This window comes from Rhodococcus sp. UNC363MFTsu5.1, from assembly GCF_000686785.1.
GTDB lineage: Bacteria > Actinomycetota > Actinomycetes > Mycobacteriales > Mycobacteriaceae > Rhodococcus_G > Rhodococcus_G maanshanensis.
Window position 1 is genome coordinate 1 of the sequence record NZ_JMLO01000046.1, and the last position, 17,831, is coordinate 17,831.

A 17,831-nucleotide genomic window follows, 5' to 3' on the forward strand; every position below is an offset into this window, starting at 1 on the left:
GCCGGACGCGGACGATCCATCGGAAGCTCCAGCACCTCCGGCGCACCACGCAACGCCTCGGTCCAGTAGGCCAGCTGCTCCGACACCAGCGACTGCGGATCCTGCTCGGAACCGAGCACCTCCCGCTGCCACAACGTGTAATCCACGTACTGCACCGGCAACGGCGCCCATCCCGGCTGCGCCCCCGCACTCCGCGCGGCATACGCCACCATCACATCGCGGGTCAACGGCGCCACGGACCAACCGTCGGCGGAGATGTGATGCACCGTCATCGCCAACACGTACTCCGCACCGGCCTCGACCTCGTACAACCGGGCCCGCAGCGGAACCTGCTCGGTCACATCGAACGGCGCCGCGATGAACTCGATCGCCGCACCGGCCACCGACTCCGCGGACGCGGCCACCGGGGTCAGATCGATCCGAGCCTGATCCGCCGGCAGCACCACCTGGTGGCCGATCCCGTCCACATCGACGTACACCGTGCGCAACACCTCGTGCCGCGCCACCACATCGGCCACCGCGGCCTGCAGCGCCTCCACGTCCAGAACGCCCGAGAGCCGCACCACGATCGGGATGTTGTACGCCGAGGACGACGAGTCGAAACGGTTGAGGAACCACATCCGCGACTGTGCCGGCGAGAGCGGAATCCGCTCCGGACGCTCCCACACCGTCAACGCGACATGACCACCCGCACCCGCCGAGGACGCCAACCGCGCCGCCAACGCCTCCACCGTCGATGCCTCGAACAGCTCCCGCACCGCAACCCTCGCATCGAGCGCGCTGCTCAACCGGGCAGCGACCTGCATCGCGATCAGCGAGTTACCACCAAGAGCGAAGAAATCGTCATCGAGACCGACCCGCTCCAGACCGAGCAACTCCCCGAACACCGACGCCACAACCCGCTCGACCTCGGTGACCGGCGCCCGGAACTCCGCCGCCTCGAACACCGGCGCCGGCAACGCCTTCCGATCCACCTTGCCACTCGAAGTGACCGGGAACTCGTCGAGAACCAGAACCTGGGACGGCACCATGTACGCCGGCAGTTCGGCCGCGACGACGGCCCGCAGTTCGGCGGCCGCCGGCGCGGTGCCTGCCCGCACCGTCACGTAGCCGACGAGGTGCTCGCCCGCACGCGGGTCACGCACCATCGTCACGATCGACTGGGTGACGGCGTCGGACCGCATCAGCGCCGACTCGATCTCACCGAGCTCGATCCGCAGACCGCGCAGCTTCACCTGGAAGTCGGTGCGGCCCAGGTACACGAGTTCACCGAGCTCGTTCCACCGCACCAGGTCGCCGGTGCGGTACATCCGGGCACCCGGCTCCGACGACGAGCCCGCCGTGGCGAACGGATCAGCCACGAACCGGTCGGACGTCAGGTCGACCCGGCCGTGGTACCCACGAGCGAGCTGGGCACCGGCCAGGTACAGCTCGCCCGGCACGCCTGCCTGCACGGGGTGCAGTCGCTCGTCGAGCACGTAGGCGCGGGTGTTCCACGCCGGACCACCGATCGGCACGATCCCGTCGACGGGGCCGGTGATCTCGTGGCCGGTGGTGGTGATGGCGGCCTCGGTCGGACCGTAGGTGTTGTGCAGCCCGCCGTGGAAGTGCGCCCGCACGGTGTCGACCAGTTCGGCCGACAGGGCCTCGCCGCCGCTGTGCAGGTGGCGCAGCGACGCCAGCGCCTCCGCGTGACCCTCCGCGACCATCGCGGCGATCACGGACGGCACGAACTCCGCGATGGAGACGCCGTACTCGCGCATCAGGCCGGCCAGGTACCCCATGTCGAGGTGTCCGCCGGGACGCGCGATGACCAGCCGAGCACCGACGCACAGCGGCAGGAAGCACTCCCACACCGAGACGTCGAAGGTGAACGGCGCGCGCTGCATGACGCAGTCGGCGTCGGTGACGTCGTACTCGCCCTCCAGCCAACGCATCTGGTTGACGATTGCGGCGTGCGAGACCGTGACGCCCTTCGGCCGTCCGGTCGAACCGGAGGTGTAGAGCACGTAGGCCGGGTGCGCGGGACGCAGCGGTGCGGTCCGCTCCTCGTCTCGCACCGGCGCGTCGTCGTAGCCGGACAGGTCCAGCGCCGCGATGTCCTCGGTCCGGACGTCGAGGGTGACGGGCGCACCCGCGGTCAGGACCAGCAGCGGTGCCGCGGACTCGACCACGTAGGCGTTGCGCTCGACGGGCTGATCCGGATCGATCGGCACGTAGGCGGCACCGGCCTTGACGATCGCGTGCATGCCGGCGAGCATCTCGATCGAACGCGGGATCGCCAGTCCGACCCGGGTCTCCGGTCCGACGCCCTCGGCGACCAGCCAGCGGGCCAACCGGTTCACCCGCGCGTCGAACTGCGCGTAGGTCAGCTCGGTCCCCTCGAAGATCACCGCCACCGCGTCGGGCCGCAGGGCGACCTGGGTGTCGACGAGGTCGACGAGGGTGGCGGGGGCCACCTCGACCTCGGTGTCGTTCCAGGACTCGAGCACGGTGACCCGCTCCGCATTCGAGAGCAGTTCGATGTCACCGACCGGGGTCTCGACGTCGCGCACCACCTCGGCCAGGATCCGGCCGAACGTCGCCGCGATCGCCTCCGCCGTGTCCGCGTCGAACAGGTCGACGGCGTAGGTGAGCTGGGCGGTGAGCCCGCTCGGCGCACCGTCCTCGTCGTAGCGGTCGACCATCGTGAAGTCGAGGTCGAACCACGTCACGACAGCATCGATGTCGAGTCCGGCCACGTGCAGACCCGGCAGGTCGAGCTCCGTCTTGGCCAGGTTCTGGAAGGTCAATGCCACCTGGAACAGCGGCGAGTGCGACTGCGAGCGCACCGGTGAGATCGCATCGACGATGCGCTCGAACGGAACGTCCGCGTGCCCGAAGGCGGCCAGGTCCCGGTCCCGGACCTCGGCCAGGAAGGCTCCGAATCCGGCCGTCGGGTCGACCTCGGTTCGCAGCACCAGGGTGTTGACGAACATGCCGACCAGGTCGTCGAGCAGAGCCTCGCCGCGGCCGGCCACCGGGGCGCCGATCGCGATGTCGGTGCCACCGGACAGCCGGGCCAGCAGCACCGCGAGAGCGGCGTGCACGACCATGAACTGGGTGACCGCGTGCTCGCGCGCGATCCGCTCGACACCGCGATGCACCTCGGCGTCGATCTCGAAGACCAGCTTCGCGCCCCGGTTGCTCGCGATCGCCGGGCGCGGCCGGTCGGTCGGCAGCTCGATCAGGTCCGGGAGTCCGGCCAGCGTCTGCGTCCAGTACCCGACCTGCCGGGAGACCAGCGACGCCGGATCCGACTCGACGCCGAGCACGTCGCGCTGCCACAGCGCGAAGTCCGCGTACTGGACCGGCAGCGGCGCCCAGTCGGGCGACTGCCCGACGCTGCGGGCGGCGTACGCCACCATCACGTCGCGGGTCAGCGGCGCGATCGACCAGCCGTCGGCGCTGATGTGGTGCACGACCAGGACCAGGACGTACTCGTCCTGGCCGACAAGGAACAGCGCACCCCGGAGCGGCACACCGGAGGTGACGTCGAACGGCGTCGTGACCAGGGTGGCCACCCGCTCGAACACCTCGGACTCGGCGATCGAGACCGGGGTCAGGTCCGGGACCGCCTGCGCCGCAGGCACGATCACCTGCTGCGGCGCCCCGTCGACCTCGGGGAAGACGGTGCGCAGCGACTCGTGCCGGGCGAGCACGTCGGCGACCGCGGCCTGGAGCGCCGCGGTGTCGAGCTCGCCGGTCAGCCGGATGGCCATCGGGATGTGGTACGCGGCCGACTCGGGGTCGAAGCGGTTGAGGAACCACATCCGCTGCTGCGCCAACGACAGCGGCAGCTCGTCGGGGCGCTCGCCCGCGACGAGCGCGGGACGCGCACCCTCACCGGCGTGCGCGGCCACCGCGGCCGCCAGCATCGCGACCGTGGACGCGTCGAAGAGCGTGCGCACCGACACGGTGGTGTCCAGCGCCGCGCCGAGTCGCGCGGTCACCTGGGTCGCGATCAGCGAGTTGCCGCCGAGCTCGAAGAAGTCGTCGTCGGCACCGATTCGCGTGGTGCCGAGAACGTCGGCGAACACGGTCGCGACGATCTCCTCGGTCGGCGTCGACGGCGCCCGGAACTGCCTGGCCTGCAGCACCGGAGCGGGCAGCGCCTTGCGGTCCAGCTTGCCGCTCGCGTTGAGCGGGAAGGCGTCGAGCACCACGAAGGTGGCCGGCACCATGTACGCCGGCAGGCCGGCGCGCAGCGCCGCCTTGACCTCGTCGAGGTCCACGGTCGCGTCCGCGGCAGGCACGACGTAGCCGACGAGCGACTCCTCGCCACGCTCGTCGCGGTACAGGGTCACCACCGACTGCTCGATCGCGGGCAGCGCCAGCAGCGCGGTCTCGATCTCGCCCAGCTCGATCCGCAGACCGCGCAGCTTCACCTGGAAGTCGGTGCGGCCCAGGTACTCGAGCTCGCCGCCGGTCGCCTCGCCGGTCGACGTGTCCACCGCGAGGATCCAGCGCACCAGGTCGCCGGTGCGGTACATCCGCTGCCCCGGCACGAACGGATTCGCGACGAATCGATCCGCGCTCAGGTCCGGTCGGCCGACATACCCGCGGGCCAGTTGGTCACCGGCGAGGTACAGCTCGCCCGCGACCCCGAGCGGCACCGGCAGCAGCCGCGCGTCGAGCACGAAGACCTGCGTGTTCCACACCGGGGCACCGATCGGCACACTCACCCGGTCCGCCTCGGTGACCTCATGGAAGGTCACGTCCACCGCGGCCTCGGTCGGGCCGTAGAGGTTGTGCAGGCGAGCCTGCGGCGCGACCTCGCGCAAGCGGTCGGCGGTGAGCGCCGGCAGCGCCTCGCCTGAGGCGAACACGCGGACCAGCGAGCGCGACTGCGCCACGGAGGGTTCGGCGACGAACAGTGCCAGCATCGAGGGCACGAAGTGCGCGGTGGTCACCGACTCGTCGACGATCACCTTCGCGAGGTAGGCCGGGTCCCGATGGCCGTCGGGGACGGCGATCACCAGACGCGCGCCGACCTGAAGGGGCCAGAACAGCTCCCACACCGACACGTCGAAGGTGACCGGGGTCTTCTGCAGCACGGCGTCGTCGGCGTCGAGCCCGTACTCCGCCTGCATCCACAGCAGTCGGTTGACGATGGCGCCGTGGCTGACCGCGACACCCTTGGGCCGGCCCGTCGATCCCGAGGTGAAGATGACATAGGCGGTGTTCGACGGGGTCAGCACGCCGAGACGCTCGGCGTCCGTCACCGGAGCCGCGTCGAGACCGGACAGGTCGAGCGCGTCGATGGCGAGGACAGACCTGTCCCCCGGTGCCTCGAAGCCGTCGCGTGTCGTGGTCAGAACGCAGACCGGGTCCGCGGTGTCGAGGATGTGCCCGATGCGATCGGCCGGCTGGTCGGGGTCGATCGGCACGTACGCGCCGCCGGCCTCGAGCACCGCGTAGATGCCGACGAGCAGGTCGAACGACCGGCGTGCGGCGAGGGCGACGAGCGACTCCGGACCGACGCCGATCGAGATCAGGTGCCGGGCAACCTGCCTGGCCCGCGCCGAGAACTCGGCGTAGGTGAGCGACTCGCCGTCGAAGGTGAGCGCCACCGCGGCCGGGGTCGCGGTGACCTGCCGGTCGAACAGGTCGACGAGGGTCTGCGGAGCGACCAGTTCGTCGGTTGCGTTCCAGTCGAACAGCACCTGCTCGCGCTCGGCGTCACCGAGCAGGTCGAGATCGCCGACGAGTGCCTGCGGCGCCGCGATCACGGCGCTCAGGATGCGCACCAGGCGCTGCGCGAACGACTCGATGGTGGCCCCGTCGAACAGGTCGGTGGCGTACCGCAGTGCGGCAGCCATCCCGCCAGGACGCCCGCCGACCTCGACGCCCTCGGTGATGATCAGCGTCAGGTCGAACTGGCTGCTGTCGACCTCGTAATCGACACCGCTGATCGTCAGCCCTGGCAGCTCGAGGGTGGAGTCCTCGTTCACCTCGAACGTCATCGATGCCTGGAACAGCGGCGAATGCGACTGCGAGCGAGCCGGGTTCAGCACCTCGACGAGGCGCTCGAACGGGATCTCCGCATGCCCGAACGCGGCCAGGTCGGCGGCTCGGACCTTACCGAGCAGATCGCCGAAGGACGCGGACGAGTCGACCTCGGTGCGCAGCACCAGGGTGTTGACGAACATGCCGACGAGGTCGTCGAGCGCCGCATCGCTCCGGCCTGCGATCGGCGTGCCGACCGCGATGTCGGTGCCGCCGGACAGTCGCGCGAGCAACACCGCGTAGGCGGCGTGCACGACCATGAAGGTGGTCACGCCGTGTTCACGTGCCAGCGCCTCGATGCCGGTGACGATCTCCGGATCGATCTCGAAGGGCAGCCGGGCACCGCGACCGGAGGCGACCGCAGGCCGCGGCCGGTCGGTCGGCAGCTCGAGCACGTCCGGGACACCGGCGAGGGTGTCCTTCCAGAACTCGATCTGCCCGGCGGCCAACGACTTCGGGTCCTCCTCGGAGCCGAGCCGCTCGAGCTGCCACAGGGTGAAGTCGGCGTACTGGACCTGCAGCGGCGCCCAGGCCGGCGCCTGACCTGCCGCGCGCGCCACGTAGGCGAGCGTCAGGTCACGGGCCAGGGGTCCGGTCGAGACGCCGTCGGTGCTGATGTGGTGGATCGCCATCACCAGCACGTGCTCGTCGTCACCGGTCCGCAGCAGCGCACCACGCACGGGCACCTGTGCACTCACGTCGAATCCGGCGCCGAGGATCTCGATCACCCGCTCGGGCACCTCGTGCGCCGGGGTGTCCAGCGGTTCGAGGTCGAGCACGACCTGGTCGGCGGACAGGATCACCTGCGCCGGGCCCTGCTCGTCGGCCGGGAACACCGTGCGCAGCGACTCGTGCCGCTCGAGCACGTCCCGGACGGCCCCGCCGAGCGCCTCGACGTCGAGCCGGCCGCGCAGGCTGATCGCGAGCGGGACGGTGTAGGCCGACGACGACGGATCGAACTGGTTGAGGAACCACATTCGATTCTGTGCGAGCGACAACGGGATTCGGTCAGGACGGGTCCGCGCCGCGAGCGCGATCCCCCGAGCCGCCCCGACGGTCGCCTCGGCGCGGGCCGCGAGGCCCGCCACCGTCGCGTCCTCGAACACCTCGCGCACCGCCAGCGTGCAGCCGAGCGCCGCGTCGATCCGGGAGACCAGCCGCATGGCGAGCAGAGAGTTGCCGCCGAGCTCGAAGAAGTCGTCGTCCAGACCGACCTCCTCGATGCCGAGGACCTCACCGACGACGGCAGCCACCGTCTGCTCGGTGGCGGTCGCCGGGGCGCGGAACGCCCTCGCCTCGAACACCGGGGCGGGCAGGAGCTTGCGGTCCAACTTGCCGGAGGTGTTCAGCGGGAGCTCGTCGAGCACCATCACCGTCGCCGGGACCATGTACCCCGGCAGCGTCGTGGCCACCTGCGCTCGCAGGTCCGCCCCGACCGCACCCGGTGCCACCACGTAGGCCACCAACTGGTCGCCCGTGGCCGCGCCTGCGTGCAGGACCACCACGGCCTGCGTGACCGAGGAGATCCGCTCCAGCGCAGACTCGATCTCACCGAGCTCGATCCGCTGACCGCGGAGCTTGACCTGGAAGTCGGTGCGACCCAGGTACTCCAGCTCGCCGCGACGATCCCAGCGCGCCAGGTCACCGGTGCGGTACATCACCGAGCCGCCGTCGTCGAACGGGTTCGCGACGAAGCGCTCCGCCGTCCGGTCCGACCGGCCGTGGTAGCCGCGAGAGACCTGTGCGCCCGCGAGATAGATCTCACCTGCAACACCGACCGGAACCGGGTGCAGACGCGAATCGAGCAGGTACACCTTCATGTTCCAGACGCCACGACCGATCGGCATCGCCTCGGTCTCGGATCCGTCGCACCAGTGGTGCACCGACGTCAACGTCGTCTCGGCAGGACCGTAGGCGTTGTTCAGCCGCACATCCGACGCCGCCACGGCGCGCGCCGCCAGTTCGGGGCTCAGGGCCTCGCCTGCCAGCTGCAACGCCCGCACCGTCGGGGGCAGCGCCAGCTCCGGCTCGGAGACCAGCGTCGCCAGCATCGACGGGACGAAGCCGAGCAGCGTCACACCCCACTCGCGGCAGACCTCGACGAGGTACCGCGGGTCGCGGTGCCCGTCCGGGCGGGCGATCACCAGGTGGGCGCCGGCGAGGAAGGGAACGAACAGCTCCCACACCGACGGGTCGAACACCACGGGCGTCTTCTGCAGCACCACGTCGTCCGCGGTGACCGCGTACTCGTCGACGAACCACGACAGCTGGTTCACGATCGCGGCGTGCGGAACGGAAACGCCCTTCGGCACACCGGTGGATCCCGAGGTGAAGATCACGTACGCCGGGTTCTCGGGCCGCAGCGGCGCCGCCCGCTCCGCGTCGCGCACCGGCGTCTCGGCGAAGTCGGACACGTCCACGCGGTCGATCTCGACGACCGCGAGCCCCGCGGGCACCTCGACGCCGTCGACGGACGTCGTCATCACGCACACCGGATCCGCGATCTCGAAAACGGTGGCGAGGCGGTCCGCCGGCTGGTCCGGGTCCGCTGGCACGAACGCGCCACCGGCCTTGACCACCGCAAACATCGCGGTCAGCATCTCCACCGACCTGCGCGCGGCGACGACGACGGTCGACTCAGGGCCGACCCCACGGGAGATCAGCAGCCTGGCGAGTCGGTTCACCCGGGCGTCGAACTCGCCTGCGCCGTGCGTGATCCCGTCGAACGACACCGACGGGTTCGTGGCGAACCGACGCGCGCTCTCGTCGATCCACTCGACCAAGGTGCCCTGCCGGACCACGGCGTCGGTGGCGTTCCAGTCGTGCAGCGTCCGCTGCAGATCCGACTCCGACACCAGTTCGAGGTCACCGACGACGCGATCGACGTCACCGGTCACCTGCTCGAGCACGGCGACCAGTCCGTCGGTGTAAGCCCGCACGGTCTCCTCGTCGAACAGGTCCGTGGCGTAGGTGACGAACGCGTCCATGCCGTCGACGCGTCCGTCGGCGTCGAGGCGATCCGACATCGTGAAGTCGAGGTCGAACTTGGCGACCACCATGTTCGCGTCCAGGCCGGCCACGGTGAGTCCGGGCAGTTCCAGCTCGGTGCGGGCCAGGTTCTGGAAGGTCAGCGACACCTGGAACAGCGGCGAGTGCGCCTGCGACCGGACCGGCGAGATCGCGTCCACCAGGCGTTCGAACGGCACGTCCGCGTGCCCGAAGGCGGTCACGTCGGTGTCGCGAACCCGGGCGACCAGCGCCGCGAACGACTCGGCGGCCTCGACCTTGGCGCGCAGCACCACGGTGTTGACGAACATGCCGACCAGGTCGTCGAGCACCGCCTCGCCGCGACCGGCGATCGGTGCGCCGATCGCGATGTCCTCGGTGCCGGACAGCCGTGCCAGCAGCACCGCGAGGGCGGCGTGCACGACCATGAACTCGGTGACGCCCTGCTCGCGGGCGACCCGTTCGATGCCGGCGCGCAGGTCGCGGCCGATCTGGACCGACACGGTCGCGCCCCGATTGCTCGCGATCGCCGGCCGCGACCGGTCGGTGGGCAGCTCCAGCAGACCGGGCACACCGTCGAGCGCGCCGCGCCAGTAGTCCAGCTGCCTCGAGATCAACGACTCCGGGTCGTCCTCGGCGCCGAGCATGCCGCGCTGCCACAGCGCGAAGTCCGCGTACTGCACGGGCAGCGGCGACCAGTCCGGTCCCGGCATGCCTGCGCGGCGCGACTCGTAGGCCACCATGACGTCACGGGTCAGCGGCGCGATGGACCAGCCGTCGGCGCTGATGTGGTGGACAGAAAGGACCAGGACGTAGTCCCGCTCCCCCGTCGCGAACAGCGCCGCGCGTAGCGGCACCTCGGCGACGACGTCGAACGGCGCCGACATCAGCGCGACCACCCGGTCGAGGATCTCGGCCTCGGTGACGGCGACCGGGGTCAGGTCCGGAACGGCCTGCGCCGCAGGCACGATCACCTGCTGCGGGTCGCCGTCGACCTCCGGGTAGAGGGTGCGCAGCGACTCGTGCCGCTCGAGCACGTCCACGACGGCCGCCTGCAGCGACGCAATGTCGAGGTCGCCGGTGAGCCGGATCGCGACGGGGATGTTGTACGCCGCCGACTCCGGATCCATCCGGTTGAGGAACCACATCCGCTGCTGTGCCAGCGAGAGCGGGATCGTCTCCGGCCGCTCCTGCGCGACCAGCGCGGGCCGAGCGCCCGTACCGACGTACTGCGCGACCGCCAGGGCGAGTGCCTCGACCGTGGACGCGTCGAACAGGGTGCGCACCGGTACCGTCGCGTTCAGCGAGACACCCAACCGGGCCGTCACCTGGGTGGCGATCAGCGAGTTGCCGCCGAGTTCGAAGAAGTCGTCGTCGAGGCCGACCCGCTCGATGCCGAGCACGTCGGCGAACGTCGAGGCGACCGCCTCCTCCACCTCGTTGGTCGGGGCGCGGTAGGCCTTCGCAGCGAACACGGGCGCCGGCAGTGCCTTTCGGTCCAGCTTGCCGACCGGGGTACGCGGAACCTCGTCGAGGACCATGATCACCGACGGGACCATGTGCTGGGCGAGCGACTGCTCGAGCACCGACTTGAGCGCGTCGACGTCCACCGCGACGCCGTCCTCGGCCAGCACGTACGACACCAGGGTGCTGACGCCGCCTGCGCCGGAATGACCCATGGTGACCGCGAACTCGATGCCGGGCTGCGCGGTGAGCAGGGAGTCGACCTCGCCCAGTTCGACGCGGAAGCCGCGCACCTTGACCTGGAAGTCCGAGCGGCCGACGTAGTCGAGTTCGCCGTTGTCGGTCCACCGAACCAGGTCACCGGTGCGGTACATGCGCCCGCCCGGCTCGCCGAAGGGATCGGCGACGAAGCGGTCCGACGTGAGATCCGGTCGCCCGCGGTAGCCGCGGGCGAGGCTGGACCCGCCGATGTACAGCTCTCCCACGACGCCGTCGGGCACGGGCTGCATGCGGGTGTCGAGCACCAGCGCCCGCACGCCGCAGACCGGCTTGCCGATGGTGATGGGCTGGCCGGGAATCATCGGTTCGGTGAAGGAGACGACGATGGTCGTCTCGGTGGGGCCGTATCCGTTCAGGAACTCTCGGTCGCCACCCCACCGGGCCACCAGGTCCGGTGTGCAGGCCTCGCCGCCGACACCGATCATGCCCAGGTCGGGCAGGCCCGACGGGTCAACCGACGACAACGTGGTCGGGGTCATCATCGCGTGCGTCACCCGCTCGCCGCGCAGCAGGTCGGCGAGCTCGGTGCCGCCGTAGATGGTCGTCGGCGCGATGACCAGGCATGCGCCGGCCATCGCGGCGAGCAGCATCTCGTTGATGGAGATGTCGAAGCTCGGCGACGCGAAGTGCAGCACCCGCGATTCCGGGGTCACCAGGGTGGCCCGACGCTGGAACTCGACGAAGTCCGCCAGGCCGACGTGGGTGACCACGACGCCCTTGGGCTTGCCGGTGGAACCGGAGGTGTAGATCACCCATGCCGGCTGCCCGAGCCGGACCGGCACGATCCGGTCGGCATCCGTGATCGCGGCCGGTGACAGCTCGGACAGCTGTGCGACGAAGTCGCTGTCGTCGAGATCGAGCCACTGCACCGAATCCGGCAGTGCCGCCACGAACGGCGCGGCGGTGACGCCGACGACGACCTCCGAATCGGAGACCATGTGCTCGATCCGGTCGGCCGGGTAGCTCGGGTCGATCGGCACGTAGGCGGCACCGGTCTTCGCGATCGCCCAGATGGCGAGCACCGACTCCACCGAGCGGGGCAGCGCCATCGCGACGACGGACTCCGGGCCTGCGCCGCGGCCGATGAGCGCGCGAGCCAGCCGCGACGACTGCTCGTCGAGCTCACGGTAGGTGAGCGAACGACCGTCCGCGACGAGCGCGTCGGCCGACGGATCCCGGTCCGCCGCGGCCGCGAGGAGTTCGGGCAGCGTCTGCGGCTCGGTCTCGCCGGCACCGATCCGCGCGGCGAGCTCGGCCCGCTCGACCCGGGACAGGATCTCGATGTCGCCCACCGGCGCGTCCGCACCCGAGACGACCGACTCGAGCACCCGCACGAACCGGGCGATGAACGCCTCGATCGTCGCGGCGTCGAAAAGGTCCGTGGCGTAGGTGAAGCTGCCGCGGACACCCGTCGGCGCACCCTCGCCGTCGAAGGTCTCGGAGAGGTTCACCTGCAGGTCCAGTCGGGCGACCTTGGGATCGACGTCGAGTGCCTCGACCCGCAGGCCGGGCAGTTCCAGCGACGTCTGACCCATGTTCTGCATCGACAGCGCCACCTGGAACAGCGGCGTCCTGGACTGCGAGCGCTCGGGGCTGAGCACCTCTACCAGCCGCTCGAAGGGAACGTCGGCGTTCGCGAAGGCGGACAGGTCCACCTCACGGGTGGCCGCGAGGAACTCGGCGAACGACTGCGCCGGTGCCACCTCGGTCCGCAGGACCAGGGTGTTGACGAACATGCCGACCAGGTCGTCGAGCGCGGCCTCGCCGCGACCGGCGACCGGCGTGCCGATCGCGATGTCCTCGGTCCCGCTCAGCCGTGCCATCAGCACGGCCAGCGCCGAGTGCAGCACCATGAACATCGTCGAGTTGTGGTTGCGCGCCAACTCGATCAGACCGTGGTGCAGGTCCACGTCGATGCCGAACTCGACCGTGTCGCCGACATGCGAGGCGACCATCGGGCGCGCCCGGTCGGCGGGCAGGTCCAGCTGAACCGGCACGTCCTCGAGGGTCTGCTTCCAGTACGAGATCTGCTGGGCGATCAGTGAATCCGGATCACTCTCGGACCCGAGGGCCTCCCGCTGCCACAGCGCGAAGTCCGCGTACTGCACCGCCAGCGGTTCCCATCCGGGCATCTCACCCGCGGCCCTTGCCGCGTACGCGACCATCACGTCGCGGGTCAGCGGACGGATCGAGAAGCCGTCGCCTGCGATGTGGTGAACCACCAGCACCAGCACGTGCTCGTCGGTGCCTGCGACCGTGAACAGGGCCGCGCGCACCGGAACCGCTGCGGTGACGTCGAACCCCTCGGTCGCGACCGCGACCACCCGCTCGAGCACCTCGTCCTCGCCGACCTCGACCGTGGTCAGCTCCAGCGCCGCGGACGAGGCGGGCAGGATCACCTGGTGTCCGGTGCCGTCGAGCGCCGGGTACACCGTGCGCAGCACCTCGTGCCGCGCGATCAGGTCGCCGATCGCCGCCTGCAGCGCGTCGACGTCCAGGTCGCCGGTCAGGCGGACCGCCACCGGGATGTTGCTGGCCGCGGAGGTCGTGTCGAACTGGTTGATGAACCACATCCGCTGCTGCGCGAGCGAGAGCGGGATCGCCTCCGGGCGCGGCCGGGCGGTCAGTTCGACCCGGCCTCCGGCCCCGGCGTGGACCTGCAGCCGGGCTGCCAGTGCCGCCACCGTGGACGCCTCGAAGAGCTCACGGACCGGCACCCGGGTGTCGAGTGCGGCACCGAGACGGGCCATCAGCTGGGTGGCGACGAGCGAGTTGCCACCGAGCTCGAAGAAGTCGTCGTCCAGGCCGACCTGCTGTGCGCCGAGGACCTCGGCGAACACGTCGGCGACGGCCTGCTCGACCGGCGTCGTGGGCGCCCGGAACGTCCTCGACTCGAAGACTGGCGCGGGCAACGCCTTCCGGTCCAGCTTGCCGCTGGCGTTCAGCGGGAACGCGTCGAGCACCATCAGCGCCGCAGGCACCATGTAGGCCGGAAGTGCGTCGCCCAGCGAGCAGCGCAGCTCGTCGACGTCGACGTCGGCACCCGCCGACGGCACAACGTAGCCGACCAGCTGATCACCGGTGGGCGTCGACGCCACCACGGCGACCGACTGGCTGATCGCCGGATGCGCCAACAGGGCCGTCTCGATCTCGCCGAGCTCGATCCGCTGCCCGCGGAACTTCACCTGGAAGTCGGTGCGGCCGATGTAGTTCAGCTCGCCGGTGGCATCCCAGGTGACGAGGTCGCCGGTGCGGTACATCCGCTCGCCCGTCGCGGAGAACGGGTTGGCCACGAAGCGGTCGGAGGTCAGGTCCACCCGGCCGTAGTAGCCACGCGCCAGCTGCACGCCGCCGAGGTACAACTCGCCCGGGACGCCGACGGGAACCGGCCGCAGCCGGGAGTCGAGCACGAAGACCTGCGAGTTCCACTCGGGTCGGCCGATCGACACCGATCCGCTTGCTGCGGTGCCGGTCACGTCGGCGTAGGTGATCGAGACCGCGGCCTCGGTCGGGCCGTACAGGTTGTGCAGCCGGGCCCCGGTGATGCCCTCGAAGCTGTGGACGGTCTCCGCCGGCAGTGCCTCACCGATGGCGAACACGTGCCGCAGGGAGTTCAGCCCGGTGCCGGCGGCACCGGAGGTGGCGGCCGCGCGGAGGTCCGCGGACACCACGTCGGAGAACACCGTCAGCATCGACGGTACGAAGTCCGTGATCGTCACGCCCAGGTCGCGGATCGTCTCGGCGACGTAGCCCGGGTCGCGGTGGCCGTCCGGCGTCGCCACCACGAGGTGGGCACCGACCCGCAGCGGGATGAAGTAGCCCCACAGCGAGACGTCGAAGGTCGTCGCGGTCTTCTGCAGGTACACGTCCGCGCTCTCGAACCCGTACTCGGCCTGCATCCAGGCCACCTGGTTCACGATCGCGACGTGCGGCACCGCCACGCCCTTGGGCTTGCCGGTCGAACCCGAGGTGAAGATGACGTATGCCGGGTGATCGGGCCGCAGCACACCGACGCGGTCCGCGTCGGTGACCGGCGCCGGCGAGTAGGCCGACACGTCGACGGTGTCGATGCACAGGACAGACCTGTCCCCCGGAACCTCGAATCCCTCTCGCGCAGCGGTCAGCACGCAGACCGGTGCCGCGGTGTCGAGGATGTGTCCGATCCGGTCGACCGGATGGTCCGGATCGACCGGCACGTAGGCGCCACCGGCCTCGAGCACGGCGTACATTCCGACGACGAGGTCGAGCGAACGGCGAACGGCCAACGCCACCAACGACTCCGGGCCGACGCCCTGGGCGATCAGCAACCGGGCGAGCCGGTTGACGCGATCCGCGAGCTCCGCATAGGTCAGGGACTCGCCCTCGTACGTCACCGCGACCGCGTCCGGCGACACCGCGACCTGCCGGTCGAACGCGTCGAGGAGCAGCTCACCGGCATCGACCGGGTGAGCCGAGTCGTTCCAGTCGACCAGCACCCGCTCGAGCTCACGCGCCTCGAGGAGGGTGAAGTCCCCGACCGGCCGCTCGGGCGCCGCGGCGACGGCGTCGAGCACGCGGACCAAGCGGTGGCCGAACGACTCCATCGCGGTCGCCTCGTCGAACAGGTCCGTCGCATAGGTGAGCGCGACCGACATCCCGGCGGCCACACCCGCGGCGGCAGGCGTCTCGACAAAGGTCCACTGCAGGTCGAACTTCGCGACCTCCGGATCGAAGTCGAGCGCGCTGACGCTCAGCTCCGGCAGTTCCACCGCGCTCTGGGCGTGGTTCTGGAAGAACATGGCGAACTGGAACAGCGGGTGCCGGGCCTGCGAGCGCGCCGGGTTGAGCACCTCGACCAGCCGCTCGAACGGCACGTCCGCGTTCGCGAACGCACCGAGATCGTTTGCCCGGACCCGGGCCAGCAGTCCGGCAAAGGACTCCGCCGTGTCGACCTCGGTCCGCAGCACCAGGGTGTTGACGAACATACCGACTACGTCGTCGACCGCCGCCTCGCCGCGGCCCGCGATCGGCGTGCCGATCGCGATGTCGGACGTGCCAGACAACCGGGCCAGCAGCACCGCCGCGGCCGCGTGCATCACCATGAACAGCGACGTGTTGTTCGCCTTGGCGACGGCGTCGAGCCGGGCCAGCAGGGCGGGCTCGAGCTCGAAACGCCGGGTCTGGCCCTTGTTGGTCGCGACGGCCGGCCGCGGCCGGTCACCGGGCACGTCCAGCTGCGCAGGCAGGCCGGCCAGCTCACCGCGCCAGTAGTCGAGCTGCCTCGAGATCGTCGACTGCGGATCGTCCTCGGACCCGAGCACCTCGCGCTGCCAGAGCGCGTAGTCCGCGTACTGCACGGGCAGTTCCGACCAACCGGGAGCCTCGCCGGCCCGTCGGGCCGTGTACGCGGTCATGATGTCGCGAACGAACGGCGCGATCGACGCGCCGTCGGCAGCGATGTGGTGCACGACGGCGGCGAGCACGAACTCGGTGCCGTCGGTTCCCGCCTCGTCGACCTGGAAGAGCCTGATCCGCACCGGGACCTCGACGGTGACGTCGAACTGCGTGGTGCCGAGTTCGTAGAGGCGCTCGAGCAGTTCCTCCGAGCCCACCCGGACCGGGACGAGCGCACCGGCCACGGCCTCCGGCGCCTCGATCACCTGGATCGGGCCGTCGGCGGTCTCGGGGTAACGGGTCCGCAGCGACTCGTGACGCGCGATCACGTCCGCCAGTGCGGCCTCCATCGCTTCGACGTCGAGCCGGCCGGAGAGCCGGATCGCCATCGGAATGTTGTTGATCGAGGACGCGGTGTCGAACCGGTTCAGGAACCACATCCGACGCTGCGCCAGCGACAGCGGCAGCTGCTCCGGCCGGGCCTGCGCCACCAGCGCCGGACGGGCGCCGCTGCCTGCGAGCCCGTCGACGACGGCTGCGACCGCTGCGACGGTGGAGGCCTCGAACAGCACCCGCACCGGTACCTTGGCGTCGAGGGCGGCACCGATCCGGGCGACGACCTGCGCGGCGATCAGCGAGTTGCCGCCGAGCTCGAAGAAGTCGTCATCGAGACCGACCCGGTCGAGACCGAGCACCTCGGCGAACACGCCTGCCACGATCTCCTCGGCGGGCGTCGACGGTGCGCGGTACTCCCGCGCCTCGAAAACAGGCGCAGGCAATGCCTTTCGGTCCAGCTTGCCGTTCGCCGTCAGCGGGATCTCGTCGAGCACCACGAACGCGGACGGCACCATGTACTCCGGCAGCGCCGTGGCGGCACCGTCCCGCACCGCGGAGACGTCCAAGCCGGAGCCGCTCGGCACGACGTAGGCGACGAGCGTGGGGTTGCCGGAGGTGTCCTCGCGGACGATCACCGCGGCCTGACCCACCGACTCCTGCGCCAGCACGGCGGCCTCGATCTCACCGAGCTCGATGCGGAAGCCGCGCACCTTCACCTGGTCGTCGGCACGACCGAGGTACTCGAGCTCGCCGGACGCGTTCCAGCGGGCGAGGTCACCCGAGCGGTAGAGCGCGGATCCGTCGGCGTCGAACGGGTTCGCCACGAAGCGCGCCGAACTCAGCGCCGGCTGACCGAGGTAGCCACGCGCCAACTGCACACCCGCGACGTACATCTCGCCGGGCACACCCACCGGCGCGGGCTGCAGCCGGCCGTCGAGCACGTACACCCGCAGACCGTCGATCGCCTGGCCGACGATGCTCGCCGACGCCGCGGCGGCCGTCTGCGCATCGATCTCGCGGTACGACACGTGCACCGTCGTCTCGGTGATGCCGTACATGTTCACCAACGTCGGAGCGGTGTCCGGATGCCGGTCGTACCAATCACTCAGGCGACGCAGCTCGAGCGCCTCGCCACCGAAAACCACGTACCGCAGAGACAGCTCCGCCCCGGACTGCCGGTCGGCCTCCGCCAACTGGTAGAACGCCGACGGCGTCTGGTTGAGCACCGTCACCCGCTCCCGCGCCAGCAGCTCGAGGAACTGCTCCGGCGAACGCGAGGTGTAGTAGTCGACGACCACCAGCGTGCCGCCGTACAGCAGCGGACC

General features: G+C 70.6%; 1 protein-coding gene. It reads right to left on the bottom strand.

Annotation, left to right across the window (positions count from 1 at the left end):
• Positions 1–17,831 (bottom strand): non-ribosomal peptide synthetase (locus BR31_RS30000; RefSeq protein WP_037178201.1); only part of this gene is annotated, 17,831 nt, incomplete at both ends.